Below are 17,477 nucleotides of genomic sequence, written 5' to 3'. Positions count from 1 at the left end.
ATGCAGTCTATCCATTAATCACTGTCCGCCAGTATCTTCTATTCTATTTAAGTGTAAATATACCTTATTTAGTGATCAAATCGGTATATTAAAAAATTGATTCTTGAGGGGCTCTCACTCATCATAATGGATAAATACAAATTAATCTCATCTTATGAAAACACTCCCCACCACACTCACATCCCGGGAACGGGTAATCCTCGCCATGGAACACAAAGAAACCGACCATATTCCTCGGATGGACTCCTTTTGGCCGGAAACTATCGAGAACTGGAAATCCCAAGGGATGCCGGCTGACATGGGCTGGGACGAGCTCTATCGTTATCTTGATTTTGATATGTGGGGGGCTGGATGGATGGAGATGAGTGCCTATCAAGGCCGCCGGGAAGTCATTCGCGAAACTGATGAATGGGTCAGCTACCTCGACGGGCAAGGGGCTGTGGTTCGATACTGGAAATCAAAAGCAGGCACACCTGAACACGAGAGTTTTACCGTCAAAGACCGTGAAACTTGGGAAATTCACAAAAAAGCACTACTTGCTACTCCCGTTGAAAAACGGATTAGTAAGGAAGAAGTTTTTTCCAAAATGAAAATCTGTAAGGACCAGGACCTGTGGTTTTACTGGAACGGGGTAGAATGTTTCGAAATAGCCAAAGATATTTTTGGACACGAACAACTCTGCGTATTAATGGCGGAGGACCCGGAACTCGTCAGCGATGTCTTCGAGACGCTCACAGATATCGTTTTGAGGACATATGATTATATTGAAAAAGAAGGGGCTAAATTCGACGGGGCATGGATTTATGGAGATATCGCCTATAACCACGGCCCATTCTGCTCCCCTTCCATGTACCGGAAAATGGTACAACCCTCCCACAAACGCCATGTGGGTTGGTTCAAGGAACGCCAAGGAAAAGTCATCTACCATACAGACGGGGATTTCCGTCCTTTAATCCCGGCTATGCTCGAAAATGGATTCGACTGTTTCCAGCCGATGGAATCCAAAGCCAATATCGACATTCGCGAGCTCAAGCCCAAGTATGGCGAAAAAATCGCCTTCATGGGGAATATTGACATTATGGTCCTCATCAGCAATGACCGTGAAAAATATGAGGCTGAGGTCGCCGCCAAAATTCCGATGGCCAAAAAGGGTGGCGGCTATATTTATCACAGCGACCACTCGATTCCTCCCCAAGTCACTTGGGAGAATTACCTTTATCTGATGGAATTGGTCAAAAAATACGGATCATTTTGATAGGGGGAAAAAAGGCTCGGTCCCGATCGTTCCCACGAGGCCTTCAATATATCCTGCGGCAGAGACCTCGGCAATACCGTTTTCAAGCCGGTTGATTTTGCCGTCCAAAGTCTCACAAAACCCATCATCAAAGAGATGGGGCTTTGTTTTGGCTTCCTTGAAAGCATACAAACATTTTTCCAAGCGTCCTATTTCGGATTTCTGGGCTGCAAGGAGCCTTTGCCGATACCAATCACTGGCAATAACCTGTTCACGGGTGAAAAGGGTGCGGATATCAGGATGTTGGACATCTTTACTTTCATATTCCCCATAAGCCATGATGTGCAATAACGCCCTGAGAGGAGGGCAAGCCGCATCGATAGACCCGTCCTCAAAATAATTTAGCGCCACTCTCTTCATTGTTTCGACGATATTATCCACACCATCGATAAAACATTCGATCCCTTGATTTTCCGGACGCATCATGTCAGGGGTAAAGACCGTTTCAGGATTACTAAACATACGTCCGAGGAATTCCCGTGTAAACCGTTCGGTAATCCGGTAGCCCAAACGGCTGGAGAGCACTTTCCTGCCCTTGTATTCGAAATCTTCAAGCTTTTCGAGGGCTCCAATACTCATCAAATATCTAGGTTCCCTTTCATTAGGCATCATTCTGGCCCAGATTTCCGGCACCAGGAGGCTGACATCATGGGCCACCTGATATTTTGGTCCGACATAAGCAGCCGCAGTCGAGAATCCATTATATCCCGTCATAATAAATGAAATGAGGGCATAGTTCAGGTCATGCACCGGTAACAAAGCATTGAATGGACCTTTTGTGAGCGCACCCTCAGAACCCGCACCTGTCGTCGAAGGGGACTTTCCTGTCAGACTACTGATGAAATCCATAAACAGCTCGGGCAATTCCTGATAATGAATCGGATTTAGGACAGCCAATGGTCTGATCCCTTGCTCGGGTGGGTTATTCCTGCGACCGGGCAGGACAGCATTCACGGGATGATATACAGGCTCACCCACATGGAGTTTACGGTACATTCGTGTCATCATTTCGGCCAAATAAACTGAGCGGGGATTCTCCAGCTCGGGGCGCACTTGCAAATACCGCGGGTTTTTCGAACGTTTCCCATCGACAAAACGGGGTTGGTCAGGACACACTAAATAATCCGGTTTTATTCCTGACGCAAAGTCACGAATTGTTTTTTTAATCGGATCAGTAAATTCATCGAATTTAACCGGAACAGACATCATTTGGAGGGCATCCTGACGCGTCAAGGCCTCATAATTACTGTAGAAACCGGCCGATCCAGAAAAATCTTCTTCGGTCCGCTTATCATAACCACGATGAATCGCATCATCGGGCCTTTGGAAAAAGCGGTATTCGCAATTTGTGACAAATTTCACTGAGGGGTTCTCATAATGGGGATTCAAATTTCGGAGTCTTGATATGGGAACGACCAGAGAGGCACTGATATCATCTTCCATCTGGACTTTCATTGAAGGCATATAATCCTTCCTCAGGGTGAAAGTCCTCCACTTACCCTGCTGGTCAAATCCCACCCGGAGATATTGCGTGACTAATTTCTGATTATTGTATTTCAGCTCATTACCCGGCAATCCGTCCACACTATCCACGCTGAATTGATCCATCCATTTCTCACCCCATTCAGGCCGGTATAACCTTTTGATGACCAATGTCAGATCATGGATATGAGGGGGGATCGAACGCAACCAAGAGTTATACTCATCGTTATATTCCGGGCTGGGTGTGAGCAATTTAATGACAGACCCCAAGGTTCGTTCACTGCTCAAGAGCGGACGATTATCCTGTTTGGTTGTTTCATCACGGAAACGTGTGGAATAATTCTTAAAGAGAATCTGGCGGACAAACTCGAAATCCCTTTCAAAATCGGCAATAAAAACAGGTCCATTGAGGATCGCATCAGCAATGGATTTCGAAATTTCAGATTTTCCGCCACCGGATACCGTACATGGCTTATGGCAAAAGGTTCCCTCGGGATATGTCCCTACCAAGCGCCACCGACGTAATTCGGATGGTTTGACTAACTCCACACGGTAACCACTGGGAAGGAGGTAAGAGACGCCGGTTAATAAATTAATCTTTCCAGACTTTCCCCCGGTCTTCCAACAAATCTCGTTCTCCCTGAGGTTAAACACAGAATTCTCCGGCAAGTAGATGATGTCCGGGAACTCATTATCGATGGCGTACCCATCCTGGTGGACACTCATCAATGACCCTAATCTCTCCAAATTCTCTTTTAAAGTATGACTCGACTGGTTATTCGAATCATCCGCGACGAATTGGTCCCCGAGGTCATAACTCCGGAATGCGATGGCTCCTCCTGCATGTTCTTCTTCGGAGAGTCCGCGCAAATTGCATGCATAACTGATCTGGGTCTTGACCTCTTTTTTGCAATAACCAAAGTAATTATCCGCAATAATCGTAACAATAATCCCCCGTTGATCACGGCAAGTGACTTTGAAAGCCTGACCATCATTATAAAGCTCGCCTTCATCCTGCCAACACATACCATCACCGCGTTGGTGTACGGTGGCCACATCATTGTGGGGAAGTCCCAGTTCCTTTTTCGTTAACTTGGTCAAGTGTGGGGCCAAAATCACGCAGCCCGTGTGCCCGCTCCAGTGGAGTTCATCGAGTGCAGCATTGTTTTCTTGGAGATTCGGGTCACCGGCATTGCCGAAAATCGATTCCACAAAATCCAAGTTACTCGTCATACTCCCGGGTGCAAAAAACCTGATTTCCATTCTTAACTCAGGACTGATCCCGATAACCTCAGGACTGATAATCGGACGCAGTAACAAACTGACAAAAGAGCCTGTTTTACCAGTACACCCTTTCAAGAATGGCAAGTCCAAGAGTGAACTCGGGGGATGCAGCGCATGGTGTAAAATCCTCGAATAAACAGCTTTCGGTACGGCCTTCTTGTCTGCAGGAATGGCCAAGCCCCCTTCCACAACATGAAAAACACCTTCAGTGGTCCGGCGATCACTTTTCGGGTTATGAAGCACTCCCTGCTTTACCCGGTAAGAACTCAGGATTTCGGAGGTGTATTGATCACCATTATGGGGAAGAGAAAGCTCTCGGGCCAGTCCATGAAAATCCAAAGTCAATGTATTAGCCGGCAATCGGATATTCTTCTTGTCCGGGACATCGGAAAGGTATGCATCCAGAAAATCCTGTATTCTCTGGTCGACAGGACAAAGGGACTCGCTGAGTTTTCTGTTTTTTTCTATCGCACTACGAATGATCGATTTTCCCAGGGAAAATAGAGGAAGCTCATCCATACTGGCTGCGACAGCCAAACCACTGGCCGCTAGCTTCAGATTGATATATTCATCCATCTGTTTTTTATACACTCCATCATGGGTATTATGCAGCCCGACGGATTCAAGAATATCTTTACGGTGTTGTCTGTCTGAAATCATATGATTAATCTCTGGATTAAATTCGCATTTGTATGTTCATTAAAACTGCTTTATATATCAAAGCTTAATTCTGTTTTCATTAAGCTAAAGAAGACAAAAATGATACCCTTTTAATTGTAACATTTCGGTGTTTTCCCTATGCGCAAATGGTTTATCAAACAAAAAGACCAGCTTTTAAACTTGGATGCCACCCCTCATTCCATTGCTTTTGGTTTCGCTATTGGATTTTTCTGGGGTGCTACTCCCCTTTTCGGGCTGAAAACGCTCTTAGGTATCTTAAACGCATGGTTTTTTCGCGGCAACAAGATCTCCGCGGTTGTCGGAGTGACGATTCATGACATAGCCTCCCCGTTCCTGCCCGGTGTCCTGCTCATCCAGTACCAAGTCGGCCATTGGATCCTCTCCGATCCCCACCATTTTGGAGGTCACTTACCGATGCATTCCTTTAAACTCGAGGATATTTTAAACTGGACAACTTTCTTCGGGGTCGGGTTTCCCCTGCTCCTTGGTTCGGCCGTTCTAGCACTCCCATTAAGCTTCATTATTTATTTTATGATGAAAGGCATCGTCTACGAATACCAAAAGACGAAAGAAAAACTCGCAATAAAACAAAAACGAAACGATTGATTCCCCCTAAGCTTCACCCCCCATCCTTTGAAAGGATGATTAGATCATTTTCCGGCTTAGTTTGGGACAAGGGGGTAAAAAACATCCGACGATATTCAAACCCTACTGGGAATTAGCCGGAAAATTGAATTACAACCACGTTTTCCCTTATTCAATCATTACAAGCATCACAGATAGGCTCCTCAATACCGCAAACATCCCATGGTTTAAAAAATCAGTTCCAAAGAAAGATCGACGGCACGAACCGAGTGGGTCAGGGCGCCGACTGAGATAAAATCCACTCCGGTCTCAGCAATTTGCTTCACGGTCTGGAGATTCACTCCCCCGCTGGCCTCTAGCTTGCAACGGCCTCCTGCTGACACTACACATTTACTCATTTGTTCACACGTCATATTATCGAGGAGGATAATATCCGCCCCCGCATCCAAGGCATGCTGGAATTCCTGAAAGCTTTCAGCCTCGATTTCGACTTTTAAGCCGGGAAACAAGTTGCGCGCACGGGCCACCGCCACTGAGAAGTCACCGGGGTTTTCGCGGTTCATGAGTTTGAGATGGTTATCCTTGACTAGCACGAGATCATAAAGCCCGATCCTGTGGTTGGTTCCGCCTCCGCATGCGACTGCGTACTTTTGCAATTTGCGCCAGCCAGGCAGCGTTTTCCGTGTATCCAGCAAACGGGCTTTGGTATGCGCAATTTGCTCCATATATTTATGAGTTAATGTCGCAATGCCCGAAAGGTGCTGTAAAAAGTTTAATGCCGTACGCTCGGCCGTCAAAATTCCCCGGGCCGGGCCTTTTATCCGTAGAACCTCCCGGCCCTCGGGAGCAATTTGCGCATCAGGAGTAATGATTTCGACAGTAATTTTTCCATCGACCTGTTTAAAAACCTCTTGAGCAATTTGCGTTCCGCAAATAATCGCCTCTTCTTTTGCAAAAATAACCCCCTCACAGAGGGCATTTTCGGGCACAGTGGCGATGCTTGTCACGTCTCCGGAGCCTATATCTTCCGCCAAAGCAGCCTCCAAAATCATCCTATACTCTTTCGGCTCAATTATTTGTGTTGATTTCATGGGCTTTATTTAGTTAGGTTAATGGTCTTGACGGAAAAAGTCGATGAGACTAGAAATGTCTTAATTAATAATATTTTGCAATGAATTTCAATTTCTTAAAAGGATTTAGCGCATGTTCGACCAGATCTTGGGAGTATTCCCCAGAAACATCGGGATAGATTTAGGCACTGCTAATACTCTTGTCTATGTTAAAGACCGCGGGATCATTCTCCGCGAGCCATCCGTCGTGGCCGTTTCCCTAGGCACACGCAAAGTCCTCGCCGTCGGGGATGAAGCCAAACGAATGCTCGGACGTACCCCTGCTAATATTATTGCTGTCAGGCCCTTGAGAGAAGGTGTCATTGCCGACTTTGAAATCACCGAAGAAATGCTCAAACATTTTATCAATAAGGTAAATAACAACCGCAAGTTCATCCGCCCCATTGTCGTCATCGCGGTTCCTTCAGGCATTACGGAAGTCGAAAAAAGGGCTGTGCGTGAAGCCGCCCTCAATGCCGGGGCCCGTTCCGCCTCATTGATTCCAGAGCCTCTTGCAGCTGCAATCGGGGTTGGTTTGCCTGTACAAGAACCAGCGGGAAATATGATTGTGGATATCGGCGGTGGGACTACGGAAATAGCGATTATATCGCTTTGCGGAATCGTTTACAGCCGCAGCGTGCGTGTCGCAGGTGACCAGTTCAACGAAGCAATCGTGACATACCTCAAGCGTGCGTATAACCTGCTCATTGGCGAAAGCACTGCCGAAGAAATCAAAATTAAAATTGGTTCAGCGACCCCTCTTGAACACGAAATGAGCATGGAAATCAAAGGCCGCGACCTAATCCTAGGCCTACCGAAGACTCTCAGCCTTTCCTCACAGGAAGTCCGGGAAGCTTTGGCCGCCCCGATCAAGATTATCGTGGATGCCGTCCGCGTGACACTTGACCGTTGCCCTCCCGAGCTCAGTGCTGACCTTGTCGACCGCGGGATGGTCTTGGCAGGGGGAGGAGCTCTGCTGAAAGGTTTCGATAAATTACTCGCGGATGAGACGGGTCTTCCTGTGCATGTGGCTGAAGATCCATTGAGTGCCGTGGCCGAAGGAATCGGGAAAGTTTTAAGTTATCCTCAGCTTCTCCGTGAAATATCCATCGATGAGGCGAAAACTTATCACGGTTAGTGCAACCGGCGGTTAATTCCCGTTTTTAAAATAAAGAGAACCGATGAAAAAAGTCATTCTGATTGGTGTATCGATCTTGGTACTGGTTGCAGTGGTACTGCTGCTGGTCTTTGGTCGTCCCTCGAAGAATATAAACGGTCAAAACCCACAAGGTTTCTCCATCGCACGCATCCCCCAAATCATCAGTGATTTTTACGCGCCATTTTTCGGGACAATCTCGAAAACCAAATCAGAATTCCAGCATGTGGGTCAGAACCTCAAATCCTTGGATGTGATTCAAGCTGAGAACACACACCTCACTCAACAAAATCAACTCCTAAAAATAGAAAATGACCGCTTCAGGGAAATGGTTAAAGAAAATGATAATCTCCGGGATATGATCGGCTTCGTTAAAAACTCCCCCTTTGAGCTGGCAGCAGCAAGGATTATCGCCCGTGATGCCTCCATTTGGTGGCAAGGCCTGATGTTGGATAAAGGATTCGCTGAAATCCCCTATCTTGAAAGCAATACAGCCATCATCACACCGGATGGTTTGGCAGGTAAAGTCACTACCGTATTTAAAAACTCCTGCCGGATGATCATGCTCATCGATGAAAACTGCAAAGTAGCCGCCGTCATTTCTGAGAATGGCGAACACGGAATCGTCGCCGGCACCCGTGAGTCCACCGAGCTAAATCCTGTTTTACGCATGTCATACATCGCCCGCAAAGCCGATGTCAGGCCCGGCATGCAAGTAATCACCAGCGGTCTGGGGGGGGTATTCCCTCCCGGAATAAAAATCGGAACAATTACTGAGGTACGGGAAGTCAAAACGAGTGGAACACTAGGGCTTTATAAGGAAGCCATTATCCGCCCATCGGTCAACCTCGCCAATCTTGAATACGCTTTCATTTTGGTCGATGTTGATAAAAAAGCCCGCCGCCGGTAATCAAAATAAAAACAAGAATCTTCCCCCCTGACCGGGAAAGACAAACACATGACCATTATCGCACTTTTAATCGGATTGTTTATCGCCTTGTTGTTCAAGACATCAATGGGGCCATCCGGATTATTTCATGGGGTTAGACCGGAGATTATCTCCTGTCTGATCGCCTATGCCGGGATGAGCTGCAGCCTGACGACTATCATCATATTTTCCTTTCTCGCTGGTATTATCCAGGATGCCCTTTCCAATAACCTGATGGGAATCAGCGCATTTGCTTATGTATCCATCGGGATGATGATCCATACCCAACGGCATATCCTCTACCACAAAGGACTCATCCCTATCATGCTCACAGGAGCTGTCGCCACTTTCTGGGTATGTACCATCTCATACTTGCTCGTGAGCATTCTCCAAAGAGGAGGATTCTACTGGTCGATTTCTATCAGCGAAATCATCCTCTATACCAGTATTGTGAATCTTTTCCTTACCCCGGTTGTTTTCTGGATGATAAATATTTTCAGGAAAATAAAGTTGCCAAAGAAAAATCGCAGGAAAATGGCCCAATAAACTATGGAACGGAAAAAAACATTCAGTTTCCTCATGTCAGTGGAGTCACGGTTAGCATTCGTCTATTTCGGGATGATTTTTGGCATCACCATCCTTGTTGTATTCCTGATGAAAACCCAGATTATTAAGGGCGACTATTACATTTCACAAATGGAGAATCAATCCCTGCGCTCCCAACACCTTCCCAGTGCCCGGGGCCTGATCCGTGATCGTTACGGGGTGATTCTTGCGGACAATAAACCGACTTTTTTTGTCGAACTTTACCTCAAGGAGATGATCCGTAGCTTTCCCAAAGGAGTCCCCATCCCGTATAAAATCAATAAAGGCGGTCATAAAGTCGAGGACGTAGGAATTATCGTGCAGTCCCGTATTCCTCGTTTGATCGAAAAACTTGATATCCCGGAATCCGCTGCCACTGTCCGCAGTGTCGAGAGGCATTACGACCAACAACCTTTCGAACCTTACCGGGTGAATTTTAATCTCGACCAGGAACGGCTGGCAAAATTCTATGAAAACAGCCCCATTATTTCAGGAGCTGATATTACAGTCGTCGCCAGCCGGTTTTACCCCCAAAACGACCTCGCATCCCATATCTTGGGATATGTCGGCAAATTCGAGCGTCCCCCAGAAAAAAATGAAAATAACAATTTTGATTTCGCCCCGGAATTCATCGGAAAACAGGGAATCGAGAAATATTTCGATCAATATCTCCAAGGTGAAGAAGGCGGACGTATGATCCGGGTAAATACAAAAGGATTTATCGAGGAAAAAGTCTCGGAGCACCCCGCCTTGCCTGGCGGTGATGTGTACCTGACAATTGACGGACGAATGCAGCAAATTGTCGAGAACGCCCTGAAAAGCGTGGGGCGTGGCGCTGCTGTATTGGTCGATGTTTATACGGGGGAAATCCTAGCCATGGCATCGATCCCTTCCTTTGACCCAAATGCTTTTGTTCCTGCTATTTCGAGGAATGATTGGGCACGATTAAATAATGACTCGAATACTCCACTTTTTGATCGCTCCGTCAGCGCATACCCTCCAGGATCGATTTTTAAACCAGTCATCGCCTTGGCAGCCCTTGAAACCGGCAAGGCTAAAGGTGATACCGTCATTGATTGCACACAGGGCATGCAGATAGGTAACCACTTTTTCAAATGTTGGTCCTTTGGTAAACAGTATTTGGGCCCGATGAATATGCGCAGGGCCATCGCCATGTCTGCAAACGTTTATTTCTATGTGATCGGACTCAGGGCGGGACCGGAGGCTATTTATCAAACAGGCAAAAAACTTGGATTTGGTGAATCCACCGGCCTCGAGATCGCTAATGAAATGGCTGGAGTGATGCCCGGCCCCGGATGGTTGAAAAAAATGTACCCAAAAGATTTCTGGGGGGCGGGTTATACTGCCAATACATCCATCGGACAGGGATTTGTCTTGGTCACCCCACTCCAAATGGCCATGATGACCTCCACAATTGCCAATGGGGGCACCCTCTACAAACCAAATCTCGTCTCTAAAATCGTCGATGTTAATGGTCAGGTCGTCGTGCAAAGCAAACCTGTCATTAAAAACGAGACCGGATTTAAAATGGAAAATTTAAAAGTAATCCGTGAAGGTATGCTCCAAGTCGTGGAAAATGGAACAGGTGGTAAAGGGGGCGTGCCGGGGATTAAAATCGCCGGAAAGACCGGAACGGCCCAAGCTTGGCGGCGTCTGCCCTCTGGAGCCACCGTCAAAGACAATAAGACTTGGTTTATTAGTTTTGCCCCATTTGATAAACCCAAATATGCACTGGTCGTCATGGTGGAAGGCGGTGTCTCGGGTGGTGCTACCTCTGCTCCTGTGGCGGGTCAAATATGGAATCAGATTTTCAGCCTTCCGGAGGTGAAACTCGGAGAAGCACCCGAGCCACTCTCCCCCGAGTTCTTCACACAGACAACAGGGGTACAAGCACAGTTGGCTCCCGAACAGGCTACGACACCAGAATCTGCACTTAATCCTGCAGGAACGGAGGCTCTCCCTATCGATACTATTCCTGAAGAAATCTCCGAACCTCCAAAAAAACAGGAAAAAAGTGGTGATCCCAAGTCAAAAATCCGCGGTGCACGGGGGTTAAGAATGTAATGATTATGGACTTCAACCCGAAAAAAATATTCAACCAAAGCTGGACCTTGTTTTTTTGCGCAATGGCCTTATGTGCCATCGGCATTCTTTTTATCAAGAGTGCCCAGTCCGGAACCGAGATCGTGTCCCTGAATACCGCATGGGAATCCCAATTACACTGGATGGGTCTGGGATTTCTGGCTTATTTTTTCGTGATGATGTTTGATTTTAGGAAAATCATTATATTAGCACCCCACTTTTATTGTGTATCCTTGGTTTTGCTGATTCTCGTATTACTGCCGACCCCATGGAGCAAAGAAATTAACAATTCCAAAAGCTGGCTTTTTTTTGGCTCCTTTCATATCCAGCCCTCAGAAGTTGCAAAGGTATCACTCATCCTGTTACTGGCTTATGTCTTGAGTTTCCCGAAACAGGATCACCGCAAAATTATCTACTTAATCATTTCCCTCGCCATCTTGGGCGTTCCTCTTTTGCTGGTATTAAAACAACCCGATCTGGGTTCAGCCATGGTCATGCTCCCGGTGACATTTATCATCATGTTTATTGTGGGTATTCCGAAACGTTACCTTATATCTCTGATCCTTGCCGGTTGCGTATTCTGCGTGGCTGTCTATAATGATTTTGTTCCCGGATTCAAACTCAAGGAATACCAGAAAAAACGCCTAACCTCATTCCTCGATCCGGAAGCTGATGCCCGTGGATCCGGATTTATGATCTTGCAAATGAAAACCGCGATTGGAACTGGAGGCACGTGGGGAAAAGGTTATGGGAACAGCACCCAGAATAAGCTCGGATATCTTCCCCGCAATGTTGCGCACACTGATGCTATTTTTGCGGTTGTCGCTGAAGAAATCGGGTTCGTCGGGAGCTGCTCCATTCTTTTTCTATTCACTATCATGATGGGTATCATTATCCGGATAGCCACCCGGACCACTGAGTTATCCGGTCGTATTCTTTGTATCGGGGTCGCTATGATTATTTTCACCCACTTTTTTCAAAACATAGGAATGACCGTCGGGGTCATGCCTATCACAGGAATCCCCCTGCCATTTATCAGTCATGGCGGTTCATTCCTGATTATCACCCTATCCGCGCTGGGTATTGTCCAGAGCGTATGGATACACCGTAAATCTTATCAGCCTCCTGCCAATGCAGCAGGCTATTATAACCCTTCAAGAAAATGAAAATTATGAGCATCGAATCAGTAAAAGAATCAGTAAAAGAAACTGTCAAAAAAATCCTTTCTTTCGGACGCGTTAAAACCGATCGGGAAATCATTATTAACGTCGAAAAACTCGAGTACCGGGTGGCACTCTTGGAAAAAGGCAAACTCGAGGAGTTTTCCATTGAACGCACCACAGAGCAACGTATCGTCGGGAGTATTTTTAAAGGAAAGATCAAAAACCATGAGATCGGACTCAAGGCCGCTTTTGTGGATATCGGTTTTGAAAAGAATGCCTTCCTGCACCACTGGGACATGATCCCGGCTGCTTTGGACGAAGAAATGGAACAAATCGATCGTAACGGACGGAAGAAAAGCAGGAAAAGAATTGAAGTAAAAGATATTCCTAACCTTTACCCTCCCGGTTCGGACGTCATGATCCAAGTCACCAAAGGACCTATCGGAAACAAAGGTCCCCGCGTCACCACAAATATCAGCATGCCCGGACGTTTTCTTGTACTCATGCCCTTCTCCGATGCATGTGGTATTTCGCGTAAAGTCGAGGATCCCAAGGAACGTAAACGCCTCCGCAAAATTTTGGAAAATATGGAAATCCCCAGTGACATGGGACTTATCATGCGCACTGCGGGAGTCGGACAAAAGGAAAGGTTCTTTGTCCGCGATCTAGCCATGCTCGTCGAGACATGGAGTGATATTGAGCGTAAAATGAAAAACCTCTCCTCGCCGAACTGCCTTTTCCGCGAACCCGACCTCATCGAGCGGACGGTCCGTGATTTCCTTACCGAGGAGGTCGATCGCATTGTCATTGATAGCGCGACTGAAAGTGAACGTATCAAGGACATTATGGGACGTATTTCCAAACGTTCCGTCAACCGTGTACGCCATTATGCGGATCCTCAACCGATTTTTGAAAAATTCAATATTGAAAAACAAATCAGCAACGCCTTTAACCGGCAAGTTTCCCTTAAGAGCGGCGGTTATATCATTATTGATGAAACAGAAGCCTTGGTTGCTATTGACGTAAATACGGGCAAACATAAAGTCGGCGGACAACAGGATGAAAACGCCCTCTTGAATACTAATCTTGAGGCTGTTGATGAAATCTGCCGCCAGTTACGACTGCGTAATATCGGAGGACTCATTGTCCTCGACTTTATCGATATGAAAGGTCGCCGTGACCAACAGTCCGTCTTTAACCGTATGCGTGATAATCTTCGCAAGGACAAGGCAAAAACCCATATCCTACCGATCTCCCAGCTCGGACTCATGGAAATGACCCGTCAACGCCATGCCGAAAGCATCCAACGCGCTGTTTATGTCGAGTGCCCTAGCTGTAAAGGTCGCGGTGTGGTTAAATCCCCCGAGAGTATCAGTGTCGAGCTCCAACGCCGTGTAGCCCAGATCATGCGCCAAAATGAACCCGGTCGTGAATACCGTATTTTTGTTAACCCTGAAATCCTTAACCGCCTCCGTAAGGAAGATGAGGATTTACTTGTGGATCTCGAAAGAAAGTATGCGGGTAAACTCTCTTTCCGTTCTGACGCCGGAATGCCTATCGAACATTTTAAAATCACCGATTCCGTCACCAACGAGGAACTATTGGTTTACGGGGCTTAATCATGCAATTCTTCCGAAAATCAGCTATTTACAAATCGGACGGAAGCCTCTTAAAGTAATCATTCATCTTTTTGCCGCATTATTCAATGTGGCAAAATGTATTTAGGTTCGGGCCGTAGCGCAGCTTGGTAGCGCGTTTGAATGGGGTTCAAAAGGTCGTGAGTTCGAATCTCACCGGCCCGACCATTATTTTTCCACTTAATGATTTCAGGTGTTTTTGTAGGGTTGTAGGTTGTAGTGTAGGGAACTACGCTTTTTTGGACACTTCAAGTCATCCAACCTTAGACAAATCAATCCAATCGAATCATTGTATTTTGGACACATAACAGAAGTCATTCATTTCAGTGCACTTCCAACTTCTACTTATTTCACCCCCTGTCCAATGTATAATAGAATTTCAGCTCATTTATCTTCATAAAATCGATTCTTAACCCCATCTTTTCGACTCTATCATAGACACAAGGAATCAATATATTTTGGACACCTCAGGGCATTAAATCCCATTTTTTGTATCCGTTCTCATTCGCCCAATATTTAGGGAAGCACGGTTTTTTTAGGGTGTCGTACTACGGAATTCCTGAAATGCGTTTTACAGAATACATGAAACGTCTTCTCAAAGGAGAACCTCTATTATTTTAAAACCTGCTGTATTTATGTCACGGACAGATAGGACCACGTTAAAAGGGATATATTCCGCCCTCACTCAGTCCTGAGTCAGGGTAGATTAATCGGGTTGTGAAAGATTTGAGGAAGTGAATGGCCTGAAAAACAACCCATGAGCAATGAAGAAAAATAACAACTGGAAATAATTCCCTCCCCCACACCACATTGGGGGAGAAGATTCAGTCTACTGAAAAGAATATCAACAAACAACTTTAGTAAACTAGTTGATGTGGCGTTATTTATTTTTAAAGCGATTCAGTAACTTTTTCGTGTACTTAATAATTACATCTTTTTCTAAAAACTGCCGGATCGCAGTCAGCATTTTATTTTCTTCCCCCTCCTTCATGAATGGGAGGCGCACGATTTGAGTTTCGATTTCCCTTATAATTCCCGGCTTGCAGCTGTCAATCCACTCCAGAGATTTCATCACCTCGTCGTAATAAATCGTTTTTGTCCGGTTCCATTTTTTCATGCAGGGACGAGCTCGTTTGGTTTGGTTTTTCTGTGGAGGATTACTGTCCGCTCTGACGATGTAGTCGTCCGGATTGAAGAGGGCCCCGTTGGCAAGAAGGCAATTTTTTTCAAAAATTAAGTCGGTTTTGGCGAACCGAAGAATTGATTTAACACCTCTTTCTCGGTCAGGGGGCGCGTGTGGAGAAGGAGAGGGCGACATTCTTGACGGTCTGCAGATGGATGCAGTATTGGCATATCTGCTCCGTGGTAACCGTGTCGAGAGGGTGTTCGCATTATTTCGAGGTTCTGCTGTTGCAATGTGTCAGCTTTAGGGCATAACTGATGGAAACATTAACCGGGGGTTCATTATGGGCAAAGGTAACAACAGCAAGAGAAAAGAAGTCAAGAAGCCGAAGAAGATAAAGCCAAAAGACACTTCCAAATAATGTCAGCCAAGCGGATCCCTATCCGCTATTTGGTCTAGAGTCCGACGATCAAATCAAGTCTCACCTTTTTACGGAAAAATCCCTGGGCACGAGAAAAGGTGGAAGACTGGAATTTTGATGACCACTGGCACAAAACGCATGATATGGAGTGATGTCCCGGGGAAAGGAACGAAGCATGACTTTCAGTGAATTGGGTTTGCCGGACTCTCTTGTAGCGGCGCTGGCAAAGCAGAAAATAACGGAACCGATGGCGATTCAGGCCGCGGCCGTGCCTGTCTTACAGGCGGGGAAGGATGCCTACATCCATTCCGAAACAGGGACCGGAAAAACGCTCGCCTACCTCCTGCCCCTCTTCTGCCGGATGGATATGAAGCAACCCATCACGCAGGTCATCATTGTCGCGCCCACACACGAACTGGCCATCCAGATTCAACGCCAGTGTGCGGACCTAGCACAACATTCGGGTATGCCAGTCCGAACATTGCTATTGATCGGCGGCACATCGATGGCGCGCCAGATCGAGAAGTTGAAAAAGAAACCCCACATCGCGGTCGGGTCACCGGGCCGTATCCGCGAATTGATAGCTATGGGAAAACTCAAGGGCCAAACGATTAAAACCATTGTCGTGGACGAGGCTGATCGTCTGCTCGGCGATGAGAGTGCGGAGTTTATCCACGATATCATTCTCGCAGCCCCGCGCGATCGTCAGTTGATCTTTGTCTCGGCCACAGAACAGTCAAGGAGCGGTGTGGAGATTGAAAAGCTCGCGCCGAATCTCGTCATGTTACAAACTGGGGCGCAACCAGTGAACGAAAATATCGAACACCTTTATCTCGTTTGCGAGGAACGCGACAAACCGGATATCCTGCGTAAACTCATTCACGCCATGAATCCTGAAAAGGCCATTGTTTTTGTACACCGGAACGAAACAGCGGAGACCATCGCCTCCAAGCTGGACTTTCATCATGTGCCTGTCGCGGACTTACATGGGGCCTATGAAAAAATGGATCGAAAGAAGGCCATGGATGATTTCCGCGCAGGGCGTGTTCAGGTGTTGATTGCTTCTGATATTGCCGCCCGCGGACTGGATATCCCGGGAGTCACACACATTTTCAATGTCGATGCCCCGTCGGTGAGCAAGGACTATCTGCACAGGGTTGGCAGAACTGGGCGCGCAGGGGCCAAAGGAGTGGCAGTTTCATTACTGACGGAGGCGGAGACGCGACTGGTGAGACGTTACTCTGAAGATCTGGGGATTAAGGTCATACGCGTGCGTTTGCGCGAAGGCAAAGTCGTCGAAGATACGAGGGAGTAGGTCAGAAGTCAGTGTCTGGAGGGCGGGGAGTCCAAAGTGTGATCTGTGCTGGAAAAGGTAGACACGAGATTCTCTTACAAGCGAGAATCCCGTCTCAACAATCCTAGTAGATATCACTGTCCGCAATCTGGCCATTTGAGCTGGTTTGAAAATTCCCCGTTTTAAGGACAGTCCCTACTTATATATGCACAATCAACCTATGATCAAGTGATTAACTGAGCTGATCCCCAGATTCTCCTCACTACCAGATGATGAGATGGTGATAAAGCTAAAAGACGAACCAAGAACAATTTGCCAAGCCTCGGAAGGCAATAAAACATTGGTCGGTTTCAGTGGGGTTTCTAGAGTAATTTTTAGCGTCTTCTCCCTCCGTTGCCAGCAAAGGGTTATTGCGGCAGTTGCCGCATTGTTTATAAATCATGAAGTGCACTGGGATTGTTGGAGACGAGATAAAGACAAAGAAAACTTCCCGAAAGCCAGTTTTATTGGAATGAATGGTACAAGATTGGCCATTATTGAAAATCCTTCCACACCCTCACCCCCACCCAAGAACCATGGGACTAACGTTTCGCTGTCTTTGAAGTAGGGCTACGTATTGTTAATTATTATAT

The 17,477-nt window shown here is 46.6% G+C and carries 12 protein-coding genes, 1 tRNA gene and 1 pseudogene; 11 read left to right on the top strand and 3 right to left on the bottom strand.

All coding sequences use genetic code 11. The features are described 5' to 3' along the window. The first annotated feature begins 154 nt into the window (after window positions 1-154). Window positions 155-1,255, top strand: a complete 1,101-nt coding sequence (locus SGI98_10330; protein ID MDZ4743798.1) for a uroporphyrinogen decarboxylase family protein — start codon at window positions 155-157, stop codon at window positions 1,253-1,255. Here the strand turns inward: SGI98_10330 and SGI98_10325 are convergent. Further along, window positions 1,247-4,720, bottom strand: a complete 3,474-nt coding sequence (locus SGI98_10325) for a hypothetical protein (GenBank protein MDZ4743797.1) — start codon at window positions 4,718-4,720, stop codon at window positions 1,247-1,249. The genes SGI98_10330 and SGI98_10325 overlap by 9 nt on opposite strands. 138 nt (window positions 4,721-4,858) lie before the next feature. Between SGI98_10325 and SGI98_10320 the strand changes: the two genes are divergently transcribed. After that, the gene (locus SGI98_10320; GenBank protein ID MDZ4743796.1) at window positions 4,859-5,347 is read left to right on the top strand and encodes a DUF2062 domain-containing protein; all 489 of its coding nucleotides are present in this window, start codon (window positions 4,859-4,861) and stop codon (window positions 5,345-5,347) included. 206 nt (window positions 5,348-5,553) lie between these two features. Here the strand turns inward: SGI98_10320 and nadC are convergent, their stop codons facing one another. Beyond that, complete coding sequence (nadC, locus tag SGI98_10315) at window positions 5,554-6,417, bottom strand: carboxylating nicotinate-nucleotide diphosphorylase (GenBank protein ID MDZ4743795.1); 864 nt, start codon at window positions 6,415-6,417, stop codon at window positions 5,554-5,556. A gap of 112 nt (window positions 6,418-6,529) precedes the next feature. Between nadC and SGI98_10310 the strand changes: the two genes are divergently transcribed. From SGI98_10310 to SGI98_10280, 7 genes are all read left to right on the top strand, one after another. Continuing rightward, window positions 6,530-7,573 (top strand): rod shape-determining protein, encoded by a 1,044-nt coding sequence (locus tag SGI98_10310; protein ID MDZ4743794.1) that lies wholly within the window; start codon window positions 6,530-6,532, stop codon window positions 7,571-7,573. A 43-nt stretch (window positions 7,574-7,616) separates the two neighbouring features. Then, the gene (mreC, locus tag SGI98_10305; GenBank protein ID MDZ4743793.1) at window positions 7,617-8,501 is read left to right on the top strand and encodes a rod shape-determining protein MreC; all 885 of its coding nucleotides are present in this window, start codon (window positions 7,617-7,619) and stop codon (window positions 8,499-8,501) included. Between the two features lie 48 nt (window positions 8,502-8,549). Further along, window positions 8,550-9,065, top strand: a complete 516-nt coding sequence (gene mreD, locus SGI98_10300) for a rod shape-determining protein MreD (GenBank protein MDZ4743792.1) — start codon at window positions 8,550-8,552, stop codon at window positions 9,063-9,065. A gap of 3 nt (window positions 9,066-9,068) precedes the next feature. Continuing rightward, on the top strand, window positions 9,069-11,189 hold the full coding sequence (gene mrdA / locus SGI98_10295) for a penicillin-binding protein 2 (GenBank protein MDZ4743791.1): 2,121 nt from the start codon (window positions 9,069-9,071) through the stop codon (window positions 11,187-11,189). 5 nt (window positions 11,190-11,194) lie between these two features. Further along, a complete protein-coding gene (gene rodA / locus SGI98_10290; GenBank protein ID MDZ4743790.1) occupies window positions 11,195-12,373 on the top strand; it encodes a rod shape-determining protein RodA in 1,179 nt (392 codons plus the stop codon). Between the two features lie 5 nt (window positions 12,374-12,378). Then, complete coding sequence (locus tag SGI98_10285) at window positions 12,379-13,989, top strand: Rne/Rng family ribonuclease (GenBank protein MDZ4743789.1); 1,611 nt, start codon at window positions 12,379-12,381, stop codon at window positions 13,987-13,989. 109 nt (window positions 13,990-14,098) lie between these two features. Beyond that, window positions 14,099-14,175, top strand: a tRNA-Pro gene (locus tag SGI98_10280). Between the two features lie 712 nt (window positions 14,176-14,887). Here the strand turns inward: SGI98_10280 and SGI98_10275 are convergent. Then, window positions 14,888-15,325, bottom strand: a complete 438-nt coding sequence (locus SGI98_10275) for a hypothetical protein (GenBank protein MDZ4743788.1) — start codon at window positions 15,323-15,325, stop codon at window positions 14,888-14,890. 231 nt (window positions 15,326-15,556) lie between these two features. Between SGI98_10275 and SGI98_10270 the strand changes: the two are divergent. Continuing rightward, window positions 15,557-15,703 (top strand): annotated as a pseudogene (locus SGI98_10270) (VF530 family DNA-binding protein). A gap of 23 nt (window positions 15,704-15,726) precedes the next feature. Continuing rightward, window positions 15,727-16,866 carry a DEAD/DEAH box helicase gene (locus SGI98_10265; protein MDZ4743787.1) on the top strand — a complete coding sequence of 380 codons (1,140 nt, stop codon included), beginning with the start codon at window positions 15,727-15,729 and terminating at the stop codon, window positions 16,864-16,866. Window positions 16,867-17,477 lie beyond the last annotated feature (611 nt).

This window comes from Verrucomicrobiota bacterium, assembly GCA_034440155.1.
In the GTDB taxonomy this organism is placed as follows: Bacteria; Verrucomicrobiota; Verrucomicrobiia; order JAWXBN01; family JAWXBN01; genus JAWXBN01.
This window is presented reverse-complemented; position numbering and strand designations above follow the sequence as displayed.

What these genes read in the sequence shown, in the direction of transcription:
- SGI98_10325 (MDZ4743797.1), bottom strand. Translation starts at nt 4,720, where the DNA reads ATGATTTCAGACAGACAACACCGTAAAGATATTCTTGAATCCGTCGGG.
- mreD (MDZ4743792.1), top strand. Translation starts at nt 8,550, where the DNA reads ATGACCATTATCGCACTTTTAATCGGATTGTTTATCGCCTTGTTGTTC.
- mreC (MDZ4743793.1), top strand. Translation starts at nt 7,617, where the DNA reads ATGAAAAAAGTCATTCTGATTGGTGTATCGATCTTGGTACTGGTTGCA.
- nadC (MDZ4743795.1), bottom strand. Translation starts at nt 6,417, where the DNA reads ATGAAATCAACACAAATAATTGAGCCGAAAGAGTATAGGATGATTTTG.
- SGI98_10265 (MDZ4743787.1), top strand. Translation starts at nt 15,727, where the DNA reads ATGACTTTCAGTGAATTGGGTTTGCCGGACTCTCTTGTAGCGGCGCTG.
- SGI98_10320 (MDZ4743796.1), top strand. Translation starts at nt 4,859, where the DNA reads ATGCGCAAATGGTTTATCAAACAAAAAGACCAGCTTTTAAACTTGGAT.
- rodA (MDZ4743790.1), top strand. Translation starts at nt 11,195, where the DNA reads ATGGACTTCAACCCGAAAAAAATATTCAACCAAAGCTGGACCTTGTTT.
- SGI98_10285 (MDZ4743789.1), top strand. Translation starts at nt 12,379, where the DNA reads ATGAGCATCGAATCAGTAAAAGAATCAGTAAAAGAAACTGTCAAAAAA.
- SGI98_10330 (MDZ4743798.1), top strand. Translation starts at nt 155, where the DNA reads ATGAAAACACTCCCCACCACACTCACATCCCGGGAACGGGTAATCCTC.
- SGI98_10310 (MDZ4743794.1), top strand. Translation starts at nt 6,530, where the DNA reads ATGTTCGACCAGATCTTGGGAGTATTCCCCAGAAACATCGGGATAGAT.
- SGI98_10275 (MDZ4743788.1), bottom strand. Translation starts at nt 15,325, where the DNA reads ATGTCGCCCTCTCCTTCTCCACACGCGCCCCCTGACCGAGAAAGAGGT.
- mrdA (MDZ4743791.1), top strand. Translation starts at nt 9,069, where the DNA reads ATGGAACGGAAAAAAACATTCAGTTTCCTCATGTCAGTGGAGTCACGG.